The sequence below is a fragment of the Leptolyngbya sp. FACHB-261 genome, assembly GCF_014696065.1.
Taxonomy (GTDB): Bacteria; Cyanobacteriota; Cyanobacteriia; order FACHB-261; family FACHB-261; genus FACHB-261.
The window spans coordinates 164,464-183,872 of record NZ_JACJPL010000018.1 but is presented as its reverse complement, the minus strand read 5'-3'; the positions used below and the strand labels follow the sequence as shown (position 1 = coordinate 183,872).

13 protein-coding genes are annotated in these 19,409 nt (G+C 52.9%); 7 read left to right on the top strand and 6 right to left on the bottom strand.

Features of this window, described 5'->3' with window-relative positions:
• Positions 1–281 precede the first annotated feature (281 nt).
• The gene (locus H6F94_RS10165) at positions 282–2,645 is read left to right on the top strand and encodes a PAS domain S-box protein (RefSeq protein WP_190802118.1); all 2,364 of its coding nucleotides are present in this window, start codon (positions 282–284) and stop codon (positions 2,643–2,645) included.
• Here H6F94_RS10165 and H6F94_RS10160 read toward each other — a convergent pair.
• Entirely contained in the window at positions 2,601–3,314 is a 714-nt protein-coding gene (locus tag H6F94_RS10160) for a DUF1995 family protein (protein WP_190802117.1), read from the bottom strand. The two genes, H6F94_RS10165 and H6F94_RS10160, sit on opposite strands and share 45 nt — an antisense overlap.
• 159 nt (positions 3,315–3,473) lie before the next feature.
• Here H6F94_RS10160 and H6F94_RS32905 point away from each other — a divergent pair, with 159 nt between their 5' ends.
• From H6F94_RS32905 to H6F94_RS10135, 5 genes are all read left to right on the top strand, one after another.
• Entirely contained in the window at positions 3,474–3,605 is a 132-nt protein-coding gene (locus tag H6F94_RS32905) for a hypothetical protein (RefSeq protein WP_277878036.1), read from the top strand.
• A 211-nt stretch (positions 3,606–3,816) separates the two neighbouring features.
• On the top strand, positions 3,817–5,625 hold the full coding sequence (ilvB, locus tag H6F94_RS10150; RefSeq protein ID WP_190802116.1) for a biosynthetic-type acetolactate synthase large subunit: 1,809 nt from the start codon (positions 3,817–3,819) through the stop codon (positions 5,623–5,625).
• 236 nt (positions 5,626–5,861) lie between these two features.
• On the top strand, positions 5,862–6,497 hold the full coding sequence (locus tag H6F94_RS10145; RefSeq protein WP_190802115.1) for a YfgM family protein: 636 nt from the start codon (positions 5,862–5,864) through the stop codon (positions 6,495–6,497).
• Between the two features lie 779 nt (positions 6,498–7,276).
• A complete protein-coding gene (locus H6F94_RS10140) occupies positions 7,277–8,428 on the top strand; it encodes a PAS domain-containing protein (protein ID WP_199320326.1) in 1,152 nt (383 codons plus the stop codon).
• Positions 8,429–8,999: 571 nt separating this feature from the next.
• Complete coding sequence (locus H6F94_RS10135; protein ID WP_199320325.1) at positions 9,000–9,431, top strand: response regulator; 432 nt, start codon at positions 9,000–9,002, stop codon at positions 9,429–9,431.
• Positions 9,432–9,543: 112 nt separating this feature from the next.
• On the opposite strand, the gene H6F94_RS10130 is transcribed toward H6F94_RS10135, so the two are convergent.
• Together H6F94_RS10130 and H6F94_RS10125 are read right to left on the bottom strand one after the other, a co-directional pair.
• Positions 9,544–12,852, bottom strand: a complete 3,309-nt coding sequence (locus tag H6F94_RS10130) for an efflux RND transporter permease subunit (protein WP_190802113.1) — start codon at positions 12,850–12,852, stop codon at positions 9,544–9,546.
• The gene (locus H6F94_RS10125; protein ID WP_190802112.1) at positions 12,852–14,318 is read right to left on the bottom strand and encodes an efflux RND transporter periplasmic adaptor subunit; all 1,467 of its coding nucleotides are present in this window, start codon (positions 14,316–14,318) and stop codon (positions 12,852–12,854) included. The genes H6F94_RS10130 and H6F94_RS10125 overlap by 1 nt, the downstream gene beginning before the upstream one ends.
• Positions 14,319–14,718: 400 nt before the next feature.
• Here H6F94_RS10125 and H6F94_RS10120 point away from each other — a divergent pair, with 400 nt between their 5' ends.
• Positions 14,719–16,014 carry a S41 family peptidase gene (locus H6F94_RS10120; RefSeq protein WP_190802111.1) on the top strand — a complete coding sequence of 432 codons (1,296 nt, stop codon included), beginning with the start codon at positions 14,719–14,721 and terminating at the stop codon, positions 16,012–16,014.
• Positions 16,015–16,159: 145 nt separating this feature from the next.
• Here H6F94_RS10120 and H6F94_RS10115 read toward each other — a convergent pair whose 3' ends face one another.
• From H6F94_RS10115 to H6F94_RS10105, 3 genes are all read right to left on the bottom strand, one after another.
• Entirely contained in the window at positions 16,160–17,611 is a 1,452-nt protein-coding gene (locus H6F94_RS10115) for an ATP-binding protein (protein WP_190802110.1), read from the bottom strand.
• Between the two features lie 134 nt (positions 17,612–17,745).
• Positions 17,746–18,675 (bottom strand): hypothetical protein, encoded by a 930-nt coding sequence (locus H6F94_RS10110; protein ID WP_190802109.1) that lies wholly within the window; start codon positions 18,673–18,675, stop codon positions 17,746–17,748.
• A gap of 107 nt (positions 18,676–18,782) precedes the next feature.
• Positions 18,783–19,280, bottom strand: a complete 498-nt coding sequence (locus H6F94_RS10105) for a GNAT family N-acetyltransferase (RefSeq protein ID WP_190802108.1) — start codon at positions 19,278–19,280, stop codon at positions 18,783–18,785.
• Positions 19,281–19,409: the final 129 nt, after the last annotated feature.

The window sequence follows — 19,409 nt, the reverse complement described above, 5'->3', positions numbered from 1 at the left end:
CAGGTGTTGGCATAAGTGCTGGTGTAAGGGTTAGCGTGGCGGCCTCTCAGACTATTGCTCAGACTATTGATTTTGCAAATCTACTATCGTGACGAATCAATGCACCAGTAGTCTTTGAACTTGGCTTTGAACTTGGCTTTGAACTTGGCATCGAGTGCTAAGCACTGAGCTGGGGATACCTAAGTTGGAGCCTTATCTGTCTGTTCCCGTGATATCCAAGCCTCTTCATGCTCCAATCTAAGCTCTTGGTCAGCCTCTGGCCACTCACCTTCTCTTTATTTGTGAGCCTTGTGCTTGCAGCAACAGTAGCAACAACTAGCTTGTTCTTGACCGTGGTTTTGTCCTCCTGGACTACAGTCGGTAGGCTCTGGCCTGAATTGCTCTTGTGGCTCCTCCTGCTCGCTTGGCTAGCTACGGTCTATCACTTGTGTCAGCAGCTTCAGCGAGAAAGAGCCTTAAACCGTTTGGCTCAAGCTCTGCAGGGCATTACTGACCTAGATATGTTGTTGCGGCAGGCCATCCATATTGTGCAAGAGAGCCTTGGAGCCCATTGGGTTTGGGTTGATCTACTGAGCGAGGATGGCTCCCACTTTCAACCCCACGCAGCGGCTGGCAAGGCCGATAAACTAAGCCGATCGTCAAAGGAGTCTAGCTGGGATGTGCCTCTACTAGTTGAGCAGTTACGCCGGGGGCAGGTTGTGACAGTGCTGGCCAATCAGGTGCTGGCCAGTCAGGTGCTGGGCGATCAGCAGTTCCCTGTCCGATGTGAGGCTGGTCAACGCTTCAACCCCCTAAGCTTTCGAACGCTACATGCCCCGTTACTCCTTGATCAAACCCTGGTGGGAGTATTAGGCCTGGTTACACCCAATTGGCCTTGGACCCCTGGACCACAGGCCTTTCTGCTGAGTCTGGCAAAACAGTTAGCGATGGCGATCCAGCAAGTGCAGCTCCATCAGAAACTACGCGATTCGGAAGCCCTGCGCCAGATTGTGGAGCAGTCAGCCCTGGGGATTGCCGTTGCCTCACCGCAAGGCCAGTTTCTGCAAGTGAATCAGTCGTCTTGCAACTTGTTAGGCTACACAGAAACAGAACTGCTGAGCCGAGATTTCCAAAGCATTAGCCATCCTGAGGATCTGAGTTCAGACTTGACTCTGGTACAGCAATTGCTCAACGGTGAGCTCAACAGTTACCAGCTAGAAAAGCGTTACTGTCGCAAAGATGGCAGTCTTCTCTGGGCCAACCTCACGGTTTCTCTGGTGCGTTCTGAGCAGGGCGAACCCCTCTATCTGCTCGGCCAAATCGAGGATATTAGCTGGCGCAAGCGGTCCGAACAAGAGCTGTTGCAGGCCAATGCTCAGCTAGCACAACAGGTCGAACGACAAACAGCTGAGTTGATTGCCTCACAAGCGCAAATGCAGGCGATTTTGGATCACGTTCCAGCTTTTGTTCACCTGGATGACTTAGAGGGCCAAATGTTGCTATCCAATGCCGAATGGCGACGCTTGTTTGGCTCCCACTACGCCGCTCCAGTCGGGCAGGTGCTGCAGGATGTCTTTGGCCCTGAGCAGATTGCTGTCTTTTTACATGAGAACCAGACCGTTGCAGCTCAGGGGAAAGCCATGTCCTTTGAGGCAGAGATTGCCACACCTGAGGGACTGCGCACTTATTTGAAGCTCAAATTTCCCTTACGTGATGCAGCAAATGGAATTCGAGCGATTGGTTGCATTGCCATGGACATCACAGAGCGCAAGCAGAATGAAGAACGGCTGCAAGCCCTCACGGAGCAACTGCAACAGCAGAATGAGCAACTGGCAGAAGTATCGCAGCTGAAGTCAGAGTTTCTGACGACCATGTCCCACGAGCTGCGCACGCCCCTAACCTCGATTTTGGGTTTCTCCAGTGTATTGCTCCAGCAAATCTTCGGTCCCCTAAGTCTGAAGCAGCAGGAATACCTGTCTCTGGTTCACCTCAGCGGTGAGCATCTGCTTGATTTGATTAACGACCTCTTAGATCTGGCCAAGATTGAAGCTGGCAAGATGGCCTTGAACTTGGAAGTCGTGGACTTAGAAAGCCTCTGCCACGATGTCATTCAGATGATCGAGGTGCGGGTTGTTGAGAAGGGCCAGCACCTCCACTTAGAACTGCCAGAGAGCAGGGAGCAGGTGGTAATAGACCGGCAACGAGTGGTGCAAATCTTGCTGAATTACTTGTCCAACGCGGTGAAGTTCACCCCTGAAGGCGGCCGTATTGTCTTGCGTGCTGGTTGGTCCACCTGCCCAGAGTCCATTGCTCAGGCTCTACCTAGACCTAACTTGAGTTCAGAAATTGTGGCTGAGCCCAGTGGCGAGGAGCGTTTTCTTGTGTTGTCCGTCAGCGACACCGGCATTGGCGTTCCTCCAGACAAGCAACATCTGCTGTTCCAGAGTTTTCAACAGGTGAATGGAGCCATCGACCGGCATTACGAGGGTACAGGTCTGGGGCTAGCGCTAACTCGGCGTCTAGCCGAGCTGCATGGTGGTACCGTGTCGGTAGCTTCGGCCCCCGGGGTGGGCAGTACCTTCTCGGCCTGGTTGCCTCTGCTTGAGCCGCCCCTGTTGCCTTTATTGGCTCAAGGCTCTGAGGAAGCGGCTCATACTCGCCAATAGGCCTTCACTGCGTCTGCCACCAGTTTCTGCCTGAAAAATGCGATTCAGATCGTCGGTGTTGGGTTTGAGGGGCTGTTCTGCAACCAGTTGAAACTCCTCGCCTTGACGTTGCCACACCTGCCAGGGGGCAGGATAACAGCGCAGCAGGGCTACATCCTCATCTAGAGGTTGCACAAAGTAGCAGGGCTCGAAAGTGTTGAGAAAGCGCTCGCGAACTTGGCGGCCTGCATAGCCAATGCCAATCCTACCGATGTCCTCTAGCTGTGGATTAAACAGCACAAAGGGCCGTTCACCCGCCTCAACTGCGTGTTTTTCTGCTGTGTTCAGCTCCACAGAGGTAGGTGCAACCACTAGCACCGCCCGATCCTCTGGCTCGATCTTGGTTCGGCCTTCATTAATCCCGCGCATCTCAAACCCTTCGCCTTCCCAATCGCGTCGGGCTAGGGCCGCTGCACCCGCATCAGCGAATAGCACCTTTAGACCAGGCGACCCATCCTCGCGAGTCAGGTCACTGAAGGCGCGGGTGAAGTTGCGCGCTAGAGGCATCGAATTCAGCTCAGGGAAGCGCAGCTCAATCTGAAGTCGGCTGTAGCCCGCAGCGAGAGCAGCACGGGTCGCCTCAACGGCGTGGTCAACCGCTTCATCTAGAGAGTTGGGCAGGGCAGTCATGGGTAGGCAGCGCTGGGTAAAGCTCCTTTTATTATGCTGGGCATTGGGTGGTGTAAAGCGCTCTAGTTTCGAAACCCAGCAGCGCTTAGAGCAGCTCACCCAGGCTTTTGTCAGCCGGGGAGCCGATCTCAGTACAGCTCAGCAGCTCTTAGCAATACGGTGCGCCGCGAGGCTTATGTGATGGCCTACAATGACTGCTTCTATTTCATTGCGATTGCGCTGTTGCTGAGCGGCATTGCCATCCTTTTCTGCAAGAAGACTCGTGCAGTGGCTGGAGCAGCTGTTCACTAACATCAATTGTCCAATCGTCAGCTAATCAAGTCGTCGAATTGCCCTGGCTCAATAAAGTTTTGTTACTTTTTCCTGGCCTAAGCGGCACTTGTGCATCCTGGCCGTTTAGTTGTTAGTAGCCTGAGATACCAGTTCTCGACAGGGATCAGGGTCGGGGATATGATTAAGAGCTATTCGAAGGCTTTTCTGAATTGAATCCTGAGAGGTTTCTGTGCGAGCAACTGGCGCTTTCGCTCTGGTAGACAGTCTCAAACGACATGGAGTCAAACACGTATTTGGCTACCCCGGCGGCGCGATTCTGCCGATTTACGACGAAATTTACCGAGCGGAAGCACGGGGCGATTTGCAGCACCTTCTAGTGCGGCATGAACAAGGTGCGGCCCATGCCGCTGATGGCTATGCGCGTGCCACTGGGCAGGTTGGTGTCTGTGTGGCTACCTCTGGTCCAGGGGCGACCAACTTGGTGACTGGCATTGCCACGGCTCAGATGGACTCAATTCCGATCGTGGTGATTACAGGTCAGGTGCCGCGTAATGCCATTGGCACTGACGCTTTTCAGGAAACTGACATCTACGGCATCACACTGCCTATCGTGAAGCACTCTTATGTGGTGCGCGATCCTCGCGATATGGCCCGAATCATCGCCGAAGCTTTCCACATTGCTGCCACAGGGCGACCGGGTCCGGTCTTAGTCGACATCCCTAAGGATGTGGGGGTCGAAGAATTTGATTATGAGCCCGTGGAACCGGGTCAAATCAACATCCCAGGCTATCGTCCCACAGTTAAAGGCAATCCTCGTCAGGTCTCACAAGCGCTGAAGTTGCTGCAAGAGAGCCATCGACCTCTGCTATATGCGGGTGGCGGTGCGGTGATGGCAGGTGCGCATGCCGAGGTCAAGCAGCTTGCTGAGCGTCTTCAGATGCCCGTTACTACGACCTTGATGGGTAAAGGCTGCTTTGACGAGAACCATTCCTTAGCGGTGGGCATGTTGGGCATGCATGGTACCGCCTATGCCAACTTTGCCGTGCAAGAGTGTGATCTACTCGTTGCGGTTGGGGCTCGCTTTGACGACCGGGTGACCGGCAAACTCAATGAGTTCGCCCCCCACGCCAAGGTGATCCATATCGATATTGACCCGGCTGAGGTGGGCAAGAATCGGGGACCGCAGGTGCCAATTGTGGGCGACGTCAAGCAAGTGCTCGCAGAATTGCTGCGCCATCTGCAATCTCAAGGTATTGAAGCTGATGGCAAGACCAGTGCCTGGTTAGAGCGAATTGAGCGTTGGAAGCAGGACTATCCCCTAGTTGTGCCCCAACCCGAAGGCGCCCTCTCGCCTCAAGAGGTCATTGTCGAGTTTGCCCGGCAGGCTCCTGAGGCCTACTACACCACTGATGTGGGTCAGCACCAGATGTGGTCGGCTCAGTTTCTTAAGAACGGGCCGCGTCATTGGATCTCGAGTGCCGGCTTGGGCACGATGGGCTTCGGCCTGCCCTCAGCTATGGGGGCGAAGGTGGCTCTGCCAGATGAGCAGGTCGTTTGCATCAGCGGCGACGCTAGCTTTCAGATGAACCTGCAAGAGCTGGGAACGCTAGTGCAGTACGGTATCCACGTGAAGACAGCTGTCATTAACAACGGCTGGCAGGGCATGGTCCGCCAGTGGCAGGAAACCTTCTACCAAGAGCGCTACTCACAGTCCAACATGGAAGTGGGGATGCCTGACTTGATCAAGTTGGGAGAAGCCTATGGCATCAAAGGAATCGTCGTGCGTTACCGCGATGAACTGAAGGATGCAGTGGCCGAAATCCTGGCCCATAATGGCCCGATGCTGGCTGACTTCCGGGTGGTGAGAAACCAAAACTGCTACCCCATGGTGGCTCCTGGCAAGAACAATTCACAAATGCTCGGTTTGCCAGAGTTGAAAAAACTAGAGCGGGCGACAGAACTGATCTATTGCGCCAGTTGCGGCACAAAAAATGTCACAACCAACCACTTCTGCCCAGAGTGCGGCACCAAGCTGTAGGCGGCTCTGCCTGAGAGCTTGATTGCAATTGGGATTGCATAGCCCCTCGGGTTGGCTCTTTAAGGACCAACGCGGGGGGCTAACTGGTTAGAGGCTTGATAGACTCAGAAACCTAACCCTCTCCCGCTCCCTCACAACAAAGCTGGACAGGTCCGTTTGGTCCCTGATGCGAGGCCCGATAACGAGACCTAATGGAGAGAGCCTGAGTGAGGAGGCTGTATCAAGCAAGCAAAGGTATGCCTAACCACAAATCTGCCCAGAAATCTGAACCGGAGCCCCGGCTCGGCGAATGGCTGACTCGCCTTTTCGCCCTTCTGTTCGTTGTTGGCGTCATCCAATCGGTAACCCAAGCGGTTGTACCACTGATTCCGACTTTGATTGGCAGCAGTGCGGCTCTAGTCGCAGGGTTATTAGCGTGGCGCGGTTGGGGCTACTACCAAGGGTTGGAGAAGAACCGACAGGCGTTGCTCAATGCGGCCTTTTATCAATTGGTTCAGCAAAATCAAGGACAGATTACTGCTCTGGATTTGGCGATGCAGGCCAATTTATCTGGGGACATTGCTCAACGGTATCTAAAGCGCCAAGCCTGTGATTTTGCCGCTCACTTTGATGTCACTGAGCAGGGCGAAATTATCTATCGTTTTGCAACTGCTCGAACCTTGGCTACTCCGGTCTCAGGGTCTACGGGCTCAGGTGAGCCTATCGCATCCCTAATCCAAGCCGAGTTAGCACGACGCTTAGAAGTAAGCCCAAGTAGCATTAGTAGCAAAAAACGTAGACCCAATTTCTCGGAGTGGTCCAAAACTAGAGATCCGGAGAACATCGCTTGGCAGTATTCTCCGGAAACTCAACGTTTTTATCCGATGGATTGACAGTTAAATTGCCAGTTAGATTGACAGTGATTTTAAGTGAGTGCAAGGTAAAAAGGTGAATTGGAAATATATGAGAAGATTAGATAAGATCTAATATTAATATGGATTGATCTGGAGTGAATTTAATAGGTGCTCCAATATGCAAAAGGCTTTCTAATAAGCAAGAGAGCTGTTCTCAAGGGAAAGCTGAAACAGAATGTTTCCCTATTGGCTTCCCTCTGGGGGGAGAGCTAAAACGACAGACTATAGCAGGGTAGATTACAGCAGGATAGAGAAGTCTAAATTAGTGCTTATCTGTAGCTATCACATCGAATGTAATTAACTTGGCTTTGTGGTTGGTATTGACTGAACCTTGAGCCCGAGAATTTAGGGGTCTGGGACGTTTAGAAGTCCAGGAATTTGGGCAGTGGAGGCGAATCTGGGGCAACAAAATCGCACTTTTTTCTCAAAATCTATCTTTGGGTAGATGTCGGCCTAAAAAAGCCCTAAAATCTAGTATGTTGCTAGCAGTACAGAAGGCTGAACAGGCAAAGGTTATAAAAACTTTCAGGCCTTTTATATTGAAGAAATTGAGCTAACCTAAAATGTTTTGAGTAGCTGTTTGCCAAACTCAAAAAGTTTTGTGATTATTACTAAGAAGCCCTCTGATTCCGAGATTGCTTATGTGCCAAGGCGTACAGATGGCTGGGTCAATTGAGCAGGGTGCGAACAATAGGTCCAAGGGTCCAGAACAAACAATGAGTGTTAGTGCAGATCTGTTTTCGACCAAGATGAGGGCAATGCATTGGCGCTTAGCTACTCTTTATGAGCAAGCTGAAAAAGTTGCCAAGCCTCATCCAATGTTGCCACCTCAAACCTTTCTGGAAATTGGCAGAGCTTCAGAAGAGCTACAGGTTGCGGCTGAGGAATTGTGTCGGCAGAACGAAAAATTGGCCGAGGCTTTGCATAGCCTAGAAACCGAACGCCAACGTTATCGCAATCTGTTCGAGTTTGCGCCGGATGGCTATGTGGTGATCGATTTGCAAGGCACGATCCAAGAGGCAAACCGAGCGGCTGCGATTCTACTCAATGCTCAAACCCAGTTCTTAGTGGGCAAGCCCTTGAGTCTGTTTGTTGCAAAAGATGCACGTCAGTCCTTCAACACAGAATTGCTGCAATTTCGGCAGGCCATAGAACGCTCGGCTTTGAGTCTGTCTGGGCGGCGCCAGGAATGGACCATGCGCTTGCAGCCGCATCATGGGCAAGTCTTCGATGCGGCTTTGAGCCTAGTTAGCTCCCATAACCAAGTAGGCGACCCTGTAATTCTGTGCTGGTTTCATGCGTTGGCAGAGCGCAAGGGGTCAAACTCAGCTCTGGCTGAACCTAACAATGCCGACTCAGATCGGATGGTGCAGAGCTATGTTCGGGGCGAAGTGATTCCGTTGGTACCGCAGAGCGTATGGCAAATTCGTCAGGGTCTGGTCAAGCTGACGACGGTCTCAGCCCGTGGCGAAGAAGTGTTGATTGGCCTAGTAGGATCGTCCATGCCCTTTGGACCTGACTTGACTGCTCTGCCAGTTTTTCAGGCGACTGCGCTCTCAGAGCAAGTGCAACTGGTCTCGATTCCGCTGGTAGAAGTTGCGGCCTCGCCCAAACTTGCGCAAGCCCTGCTACAGAGCTTTAACCAACGGCTGCAACATACCGAAGCTCTGTTAGCGATTTCCGGTGAGCTACGTGTTAATGACCGCCTGCATCAACTTCTACAGTTGCTTAAACGGGAGGTTGGGGAACCGACGGCTGAGGGAACTCGGCTGGGTGTTCGTCTGACTCATGAAGATCTGGCTAATGCTTGTTGCACGAGCCGGGTGACGATCACCCGTTTGTTGAGCAAGTTGCAGAGGCAAGGAAAACTATCGTTCTGTCCCAAGCGCCATATGATTCTGGCTAGTTAGGGCTGAACCTAAATTAGCCTAGTTTTGCCAACCGTTTAGCCCCCGACTGAGTAGGCTCATCACTGCAATGTTGAAGTTGTAGAAGACCACTGTGTCAACCAGCACAGTTGGCCTTAACAATTCTGGAGGGATTGCTCTAGTGTTGATGCGACGTTTAGTTCAGCGAAGGAGTCTGTGCGAGCCTGAGGCTGCCCATGCGAGTTCGAAAAATTCTAAAAGTTTTAGTGGATATAGATAGTTCATACAAAGTCGTTGTGTTCTTCAGCACAGTTGGCCTTAATATTCAACCTGCCAGGCGATAGAACGATGCTGCCCAGCTGAGAATTACAATAGTCTATTACGGGGGTCTAATGTGGATACTAAGAACTTAAAATCAAAGAATCAGCTTGACAGTTACTCCTGTTGAATCTAGGCCGTTGCTAAGTTTATCTCGGGTTTAGATCTAATAGGAGTAACTGTAATATAGCCATCGTTTTGCACAGTAACTCTTGAAGCTAACTAGCAGATTTGGCTGGGCTGGCAGCCAGCTAAATCAATTTATTAATTAATAATAAACAATTTACCATAAATAATGCTGAAACCAAATAAGACTGAGGCCATTTTACATCAGGCAGAGATGGGCCTTGAAGGATTAAGGGTACTCGTTATTGAGGATGAACCTGATTCGGCAGAATTAATGACTGTGATTCTGGAGTGCGATGGGGCAGAGGTGACAGCTGTAGGGCTAGCCCGCGATGCCTTAACTGCCTTAAGATCCTTCAAGCCAGATCTTTTAATCAGTAGCATTGAGCTGCCCGATGCCGATGTCTACACCCTCATAAGAAAACTCCGCTCGAATTTGCTAGAGCAAGGCAGTCAGACCCCGGCGCTTGCCGTGGTGGGTTATGCAGGGGCTGTAAGCCATAAGCTTGTCCTAGCAGCCGGGTTTCAGATGTGCTTGAGTAAGCCAATCACACCAGACCAGTTGGTAGCAGCCGTTTTGAGCTTAACTGAACGTCGGTAGCCCATAGGCCTGAGGTTTGTCGGATATGAATAATGCCCCAAACTCTAATGCCCTAAACTGTCGAAGCAGTTTAGGGCATTGAGGGCTTACGAGCCTAATTTTACGAGCTTACTTATTTTCTGCGAGAGATTGGGTCGGAGGGGCGTTCAACAGGAGCCACAGGAATGGTTGCCAAACGCTTGCGACCGAAGCCACCAAAGAAGTCATGGAAGATGACGTAGAAGCAGGGAATGATGAACAGGGTCAACAGCGTTGCCAGCGACAGACCCGAGAACACCACTACCCCCAACGGTTGTAGAAATTCTGCACCCTGCCCAATGCCCAGGGCTAAGGGAAACATGCCTAACACTGTGGTGATCGTAGTCATCAGCACTGGCCTTAACCGTTGAGGAGCTGCCCTGAGAATGGCAGTGCGACGGTCTAGTCCCTCCCGCTCCCGCAACTGGTTGGCCAACTCCACCATGATGATCGCGTTGTTCACCACAATACCCACCAGCAACACGGCACCGACAATAACCGTTGCACCAACAGCCGTTTTGGTGACGTAGAGACCGAAAATGCCCCCTGCCAGCGCCAAGGGAATGGTGAACATGATGATCAGCGGGTCCACCAGCGAGTTGTACTGAACCGCCATCACTACAAACACCAGGAAGCTAGCCAAGCCGCCTAGAAGCAGCAGTGAACTCTGAAGCTGGCGATTGGCCTCAGCCGCAGAACTGGGCAATAGGGTGACACCTTCAGGCAACTCTACGTTTTTGATAACCGTATCGACTTGAGCCAGAGCTTCTCCCAAGCTGGCTCCCTCAGCGAGGTTGCCTGCAATCAGAAATACCTGCCGTTGGTTGATGCGCTGCACCTCGCCGGGGGCCTGGCCTTCTTCGATCCGGGCAACATCACTAAGGCGAATAGGCCGGTTGTTTTCGACAAACAGAGGCAGGCGCTCCAACTGTGAAGCCCGTTGCACGGCTTCCTGGTTGAGCTCTACCCGCACATCGACCAGCCGATTATTGCGCTGCAATTGAGTGGGAACTGAGCCTTCAATCGCGGTCTGAATCGTCTCGCCAATCTCCTGGGCGGTCAGTCCAACTGCTGCAACCCGTTCCCAGTCGGGACGGATCTGAATTTCTGGCTGGCGGTCGTCGGCATCGGGTCGGAAACTAGCCAAGGCTGCACCCTCATCCAGCGCACTGAGCACTTGACGACCCGCCCGACGCAGCTGCTGTTCGTCATTGCCCTGGAGAATCACATCGACTTCTGAGCCTTGGGTTGGCGAGTTGGTCAGGACCAGACCCCGCACCTGACCAGGGTTCAGCCGCAGCCGGATCCCGGCCAGATTGAGCTGGTTAAGCTCCTGATTCACCCGTTGCACATAAGCTTCGACATCCGTATTGGGCTTGAGCGTAACCGTGCTGGAAGCCCGCAGCGGATTCTCGCTGGTGTTACTGCCAAATAGCGCACCCCCAACCACGGTGAAGGCATAGTCGGTTTCTGGCTGCTTTTGGAAAATCTCATCCACGGCAGCCATGACTTTGCGGCTGGTGCTCAAGGGGGTACCGGGAGGGAATTGCGCCCTCAGCTCGGCTTGCCCTGTGTTGATCCGGGGCAGGATTTCTTGGGAAATCTGGCCACCTAACCACCAACTGCCTCCGCCCAAAATGGCCACCGTGAGGCCCGTGATCAGCCAGCGCATCCGCAGAACGCGATTGAGCAGCGAGCCATAACCGCGCGTGGAATCCTCAAAGCGGCGGTTGAATTGTTGCAGCAGCCAAAAGCGACTGACACCGCTCGACCAGCGTACGGCCAGCAAACGCGAGGTCAGCATCGGAACCACGGTCACCGCGATCAAAATCGAAGCGGCAACGGCAAAGCTGATCGTGAGAATCAACTCATTGAACAGCAGCGAGATAAAGCCGCCGATCAGCAAGAAGGGCAGAACTGCCACTAGGTTGGTCGCCGTGGAGGCCACTAGAGCTGACTCTACCTCCCGACCGCTCTGCTCCGCCTGGTCTAGCAATTGCTTGGGGTCGAGATTACTTTTGGTATCCCGTCCCGGGGTCATGCCTGCGCCTTCGGCGATGCTCTCCAGCATCACGATCGAGTTGTCCACGACAATGCCCACACCTAAGGCCAAACCGCCCAAGCTGAATACGTTAATCGATAGGCCGAACAAGCCCATCAAAATAATTGCGGCCAGCGTCGCGAGCGGAATTGCGAACACGATGATCAAGGTTTGGCGCAGCGAGCCCAAAAACAGCAGCACCGCTAGAGCAGCCAGCCCCATGCCCACCAGACCTGAACTGGTCACGTTCGAGATCGAGTTGCGGATAAAGCGAGACTCGTCGCTAGTTGCCGTCAGCACCATGTCTTCCGGAATCAAGCCTGACTGCCGCAGAGACTCAAGGCGCTGCTTAACGCCATCCACGACAGAGATGGTGTTGGCATCAGGCTGCTTCTGGACACTGACCTTGACTGCCGGTTGACCATTGAGGGAGGCGAAGATGCGTTGCTCCTCCGTGCCGTCATTGACTTCGGCGAAATCCCGCAGATAAACGCGTTGACCGGGCTGAGCAGTCTGAGGTTGGCTTGAGTTGTCGCTCTGTTCGCCTGATGAACTGGATGAACCCGATGAACCTGAATTCTGAGAAGAGCTATTGCCGACTTCAAACGAGAGGTCACGGATTTCGCGAGCGTCTCGGAATCGACCCACAGTTCGGGTCAGTGGCTCTGTGGTTTCACCCAAGATGCGACCGCCAGAGATATCCTGGTTGCGCTCGGTTAGGGCATCTAGAACATCGGTTAAGCCAACGCCTAAGGCTTGCAGCCGGTTGAGATCGACGATGACCCGGACTTCTTCTTGCACACCCCCGGCCACGTCTACTGCTGCCACCCCCGGCACCACACTCAGCTCCCGCGATAATTCCTCATCGGCGAATACGCGTAAGTCCACGCCCTGCAGTGTCTCAGAGGTGAGCGCGAACTCATAGACTGGCAACTGCGAAGGGTCAAATTTGAAGATGCGGGGTTCTTCAATCGTGTCGGGTAGGTTTCCTCGTGCTCGGTTAAAGGCAGCGGTCGCATCATTGAGGGCTTGGTCGATGTTGCCACCCGTTTCAAAAAACAGGTCCAAACTGACCTGTCCCTCACGGGTTCGCGAAAAGATTTGAACAACGCCTTCAGTTGCCGAGAAAGCCTCTTCCAGCGGTCGAGTTACTTCGTCTACAGCCACCTCGGGTGATACACCTGGTGCATCTAGGCGCACACCAATCCGGGGATAGGTAATTGAAGGTAATAAATCAACTGGTAACCGAGTCACAAAAAAGAAGCCCAGCACGAGCACTGCCAGGGTGAGCATGAGGGTGCCAATGTGTTGGCGAATGGCAATGCCGCTAAAGCTAAATCCCGTAGGTTTGGCGTGTTGCATTACAGTTGGCTCTCCCGCTGGCTAGTCTCTGACAGAATGCTCAGACGCACCGGCTGCCCATCTTTAAGGGGTCTGCCACTGCGGGCAACAAAACGTTCCCCAGGCTTCAAACCCGATAGAATCTCGACTTGAGCGTCGTTGCGTTCGCCTAGTTTGACGGTTCTGGCTGCGACTTTGGCTTGCTCACCCTCGCCTGTGACTACAAACAGCGTGGACTGATTGTTATCAGCGTTGTTTTGTGAGCTGTTTTGTGAATTGCCCTGGTTGTTATTTTGTGAATTATTTTGCGAGTTATTCTGTGAGCCGTTTTGAGTATTGCGATTAGCGTTATCCTGTCCGCCTCGCTGCTCGTTTTGTACCAGAGCAGTTTGGGGCACGACAACTCGTTGAGCGGTTTGCTGGGTAAAACTAACGCGCGCTAGTAAACCACTGCCAATGCGATTACCGGGATTCGCCATTGTCACTTCAACCGGAATCAGGCGGGCAGTCGGGTCAGCTGCCGGAGAAATGCGGCTGACTCGTCCTGTCAAGCGCCGGTCGCCCATCGCATCCAGGCGAACTTGCACGGGTTGTCCTACCCGGATCGCTCTCAGTTCCAGTTCTGAAACTTGAACGATGACCTTGACCTGGCTGAAGTCACCGAGCCTTAAAACTTCACTGCCCGGTTGGGCCAGATTCCCCGGCTCGGTCACCCGCTCCAAAACCGAGCCATTCAAGGGGGACGTGAGCAGAGTATAGGAACGCCGTTCCTGTGACTGCGCCACTACAGCCCGCTGAGCAGTGACTCGGCGCTGGGTCGCGGCTACTGCTGCTTGCTGGGTGCGGATCTGAGATTCGGCAGCTCGCACCGCTTGCTCAGCCGTTCGTGCTTCGGTCAGGGCTGATTCTGCTTCTTGCTCTGCGATTGCTCCTTCTCGGAGTAACTGTTGCAGGCGACTGGCATCGGCACGGGCCTGTTGCAATTCGAGACGCGCTTGTTCCAGCTGAGTCCGAGCATTGCTCACCTCAGTTTGGGCTCTGGCAACCTCTGACTGCTGCGCCGCCAATTCGGCCTGCGCTTCCAGCACAGCAGTCTGGAGCAGGTCATCGTCTAATTGAGCTAAGGTTTGCCCCTGTCGCACCCGGTCTCCCACATCGACGTTGAGGTTGATCAGGCGTCCCTCAACTTGAGCGCGTAGAGAGACCTCCCGGGCAGGCTGAGTGGTGCCGGTGTACTCTAGCTGATTCCCTAGAGAACCGGTGCGCGCAATAGCAGCATCGACAGGAGTTGGACCACCTTGCTCGGCTCCCTGTGGCTGAGCCTGCGCTTCGGCTTCTTGCTTGGGCAACAGACCGCAGCCAGTCAGCGGCAACAGCAGGCTAACGATGAATAGGGGAAATAGACGGCTGGCGACAAGCGGCAGCTTGAAGTGCTTGGACGTTCTGCTCGGGGCTCTTTCGGCCAATCGAACAACAGGCTGTGGCATGGCAGGGTCTTTCCTCGGCACCAAGGGCGTTGGCGGGCGGGCTTCGGTTGTTTACAAAACTACACCTCACACCCCTATTAGACGTCTGTCAGTTGAGACAGGTTCAGATTGGGGTGGCAGAAATTGAGCGAGGACAGGTCGCAAGGCCTTGGAACCTGCCAGTCTCTAATTAATAGCAGGTAGCAGATTTACCTTAATGTGCGGTTAATAGAACTCAGCCCTGCTCTTTCAGCTTCCCGCTGTGACCAGAATTGCCTCCGGTGAAGGTTTTAGGAGCAATTGGCGCTAGTGACGATGCCGAAGTTTAACACCTCGCTCAAGACTTACACCCACGGCTTACAGTAGTACGCACAGTGCGCCAATCATAGGACAGCATTCAGTTTGGCCCAAGGAAGATGGCATGAAAAGATTGAGACTCGCTCGCAATGCCAGCCTAGCAACAACGCTATTGATCACTGCCTTGGTAGGTCTTTCAATCCTGCTGGGCTACGGCTTTTCCCCCATGCTTTCACGGGCTTCAGAACCGGATTTAAAAGTTTTTGAGCAGGTCTGGCAAACAGTCAATGATTCCTTTTACGACCCTAACTTGAAGGGGGTTGATTGGAGAGCGATCAGACGAAAGTACGAGCCTCAGGTTAGACAAGCCCGCTCTAAGCCAGCAACAGCAGCTGTAATCAACCAAATGTTGGCGGAACTCAAGACTTCCCACACCTATTTCTACACCTCCGATCAGCCTGCGTACTATCAGATTTTGGGCATCTTTCGACCCAGGAGTTCTGAGTTGCAGCAGCAGCTCAAGCCCTTCTTTCCCAATGACAAGCTTGAGTACAGTGGCATTGGCATTTTTACCCGAGATATTGATGGCAAAACCTTTGTCAGTGGGGTCTGGGAGGGCAGTCCTGCGGCTGAGGCAGGGCTGCGCCTGGGCGATCAAATTTTGAATGCTGAAGGACGCCCATTCGAACCCATTCAATCTTTTGCTGGTAAAGCCGGTCAAAAAGTCAAACTTCTAATTCAGCGTTCACCTGATCTCAATTCGCAGCGAGAAATTGCCGTTACGCCCAAGCTGCTTGACGCAACCACGATGTTTTTGGATGCACAGAAAGCCAGTACCCAAGTGATTGAGCGAGCGGGTAAGAAATTGGGCTATGTTCACATTTGGTCCTACGCCAGCGACCAGTACCAGCAACAATTAGAGGAGGACTTATTTTATGGTGATCTCAAAGACGCGGACGCATTGATTTTGGACCTGCGCGAAGGATGGGGTGGGGCACCCCTCTCGGTTCTTAATATCTATACAGCGCGGGGACCTAGCGTGACCAATATTCCACGCGATCGCAAGCGCTACACCAATAGAACGCAGTGGAATAAGCCAGTGGTGATGTTGGTCAATGAAGGCAGCAGAAGTGCCAAAGAGGTTCTGGCCTACAGCTTTCAGCAATACAAAATCGGACCTGTCGTAGGTTCTAAAACGGCGGGTGCTGTGGTGGCCGGTCGTCCGTTTCTAATGTCAGATGGCAGTGTGCTTTACGTTGCTGTTGCCGATGTTTACGTTGACGATGACCAGCGTTTGGAGGGGGTCGGAGTCACTCCTGATGTCGAGGTGCCCCTACCTCTGGCTTACGCACAGGGAGCAGATCCACAAAAAGAGCGGGCTATCCAGGTTGCCCTAGAAACGCTTCAGCGGCCCCGATAGCTCTAGCGCCTTGAAAACTAAAACTGCGAAGTGAGTTAGTAGATCAGGCACAAGCAAATCAGCAGATCAATGCGTTAGATCATGCGTTCGCAATCACCCTTAGGGGATCAAGGTGATTGCGAACCTGAATTGCCGTTAAGCGACTCTAAACACTGGGCACAGACACGAGCATGGGCTCTCGGTTCAGCTCAGGCTGCACAATCAGAGGCAGACGCACCTGAAATCGGGTGTCACCTGGGCAAGAAACAACTCTAATGTCGCCCCGATGTCTCGACACTACGATGCGGTAGCTGATGTCCAGCCCCAAACCACTGCCCTCACCAACTCCCTTCGTGGTGAAGAACGGCTCGAAGATGCGCGACTGAATTTCGGCTGGCACGCCAGGGCCATCATCTGCAATTTCGACGAGAACGCAATGGTTCTCGTGGGCTGTGCGGATGCGGAGCTGTCCGCGTCCCTGCATCGCGTCGATGGCATTGTCAATCAGATTGGTCCAGACCTGATTGAGCTCGTCGCCATAAGCAACAAAGCGGGGCAAGCTCTGGTCATACTCACGGATGACGGTGATGCCCTGCTTGAGCCGATGGCCCAGCACGATCATTGTGCTTTCCAGACCGTCATGCACATCGATCTCCTGAACCGAAGCCTGGTCCATGTAGGAGTAAGACTTGACGGCGCTGACCAGATTAGAGATGCGGCTGGTGCTCTGCTCAATTTCTTGAAGCAGTGACACTGTAGATAGGGTTGCCTCTAGCCAGGCCAAGACGCAGTGGAGCGTGGGTGCTGGGTTACTGGACTGAGCAGCAATGCGGGCAGCCAAGCTGTCGAGCCAGGTGGTATTCAGCCCCGCTCTGACCAAAGTGGGGGCCAGTCGCCAACCGTTCTGGATGCCACTGGAACTGAGCCAGTCACTGCACTCTTCCTCTTGGTCGCTTTGCGCCAACGGATCCAAACGCAAAGAAGTGTTGGCCCGCTGCAACGCCTCTTGTTGCAACTCGGTGAAGAAATCGAGGGGGACCGATGCCCCGGCTTGAGCGCTGAGATTGAGGGCTAGGGATTGCAAGCTTTGAACTGTTTCGTACAATTGCTCTGCGGCTCGACGGCCTGCTGCTGCCGGATTGTTGAGCTCATGGGCCAGTCCCGCTGAAAGTTTGCCTAGCGCGGCCATCTTCTCTCGCTGCCACAGCATTGCTTCCTTGTCCTGGAGGCGCTGCATCATCGTGGGCAAAATAATGTCCCGCATGGGCGAGCAATTAAGCATCAGGCTCTTAAATGACTCTGCACTAATTTGCAAGACCCGAGAAGGATGAACCGCTCGAACTGTAGAGCCACAGGGCTTGCCAGTCAGGATGGGGATCTCACCTGTAAACTCACCTGGCTGATAGGTGATCATGACCTCGCTGCCGCCGATCTGCTTGGTGAGTTGTAATTCCCCTTCCAGCAGCACGAAGAAGAACATAGTCTCGGCTGGGTCGCCTTCCTTAAATAGGATTGCTCCTGGCTCTAGCCAGCTCTCTTCGCCGTGTTCTGCCCACCATTGCAACTTGCTGTCGGACAATTTCGCAAATAGCGGAAACTGACGCAGGATGTCGATCATCGTTCCACCTTACAAGGATGCTAACTGCTCTTAATTGGGATGGCCTATTTGATCACTGGACCTGACCCACTTCTCTACCTAGCTTTAAGTTTATGAGGTCGCTCCAGAAACTCAAAGCTGTTGATATGGACCCACTAGGGGATCAATAGGCCGGAGGTTTTAACCTGAGTAACAAACAGTGAGTTGTTAAGAACAAGACAGGGACCGCCATTGGGTAAAGTCGCGACCTCAATGAACTCCAGCAAGTTTGGCAATAAGCCCCAATTTTTAAACTGCTTGCTCAGGTGAATGAGCGCCTGCTGGGGAACTGCAGCATCAAAGACTTCAAGATGCATAGTGCCTGAATAATAAGGCTCTGTGCGCCAGCCTTTAAACCCGCTAAGGGGAGAAGACGGGAAGCGCGAATCATATTGTCGCTGTCTGACAATACTCAGCTCTGAGAGCGAAAGAGCAATGACATAGCGGCGGGCCTGATTGGCGTAAACTCTCAGCTCCGGACTGCGCAGCTCTTCGGTCAGAGGGGCATCAGGCGCAATTTGGTAACCGGATTGATTTCTTGATTCTGAGTCAAAAGTAAATACAAGTTTGTCTTTGCCTGCCAGTTGCAAAGTCGGAAACTGGTCGAGAGAGGTTGGCTCTGAGGCGTCTGCTTGAGCCTGGGACGCTAGCGTCTGAAAGTCTTCAAAAGAAATCGATTCAGTTGCAAAGCTCTGAAGATTGACCTGCCAAACCTTGGGCTTAGCGCCTAAGATCTCCGAGTTCCAAGTAAATCCAGGTACATAGGTCCCGTCGGGTAAAACCTCGGTGAGAAAGATCTCTTCCTGATTGCCTGGAGCTGTATAAACTCTGGGATTGCTTAGCCCTAGCAAATCACCAGAGGTGAATAGGTGCGCTTTCTCTTGACCCTGAACAAGAGTCCAGGCACTGTCGCTGTAGGCTAAGCTACTCGAACCTGCTGAGCAGCTCCAGGTCAACAATAGAGACACCACGGCAAACAGCAACACAGACCGCATCCCTTGTCTAAGGGCAAACCAGGAGCGCTTGGGAGGATACCGTAACCCCATAGGTGGCTGCTTTTACGAATGGTGCTTTTAGTTCAGAATATTGGCTTAGGCTAACTGATAGTTCCGGCTGACTGATAGTTCGGGCTAACTGGGCCAGAATCACTAACTTAGACTAACTTATGGCTTAAGCGCTCAAAATACTCATACTTTAGAATGGACATAATCACTAAAGGATAGTATTTCTCCCCTCGCTTCACAGCTTCGCGTAGCTTGCCTTCCGTTTGAAAGCCAATCGACTCATAGACCTGTCTAGCTCGCTGGTTATGCTCAAAAACATCCAGCCAAAGGCGATGGGCTTGATGCTGCACAAAGACTTCTTGCATCAATAGCCGCAGAGCAGTTTTGCCATAGCCTCGACCCGGCTGAGCAATCACAATGCGAGTTAACTCAATGCATTGATGAGGTAACTGGAAGCCCGCTAAGATTGCGTAGCCTTGCTTTTCGCCCTGGTTGCTCTCAAAGATTTTGTACTGTTTGTCTAGCTGCTGTAGGTTGATTTGGTGTTCGGCTAAGCTCCAAGGCAGGATAAACTCTGCAACCTCGTTCCGGGCTTCCTGCGCGACAATAAAATCCAGATCCTCTGACTGAGCTGGTCGTAAGTGCATCTTTAGTGGCCCTAGATACTACAAGTTTGTCGTTTGTCTGCTGCTTAGTGACGGTGTCTTCTTATAAGCATCTCACGAACAAAAAAAGCACCTCCGTAGTAGAGGTGCCTATGAGATGTATGTGTTGTG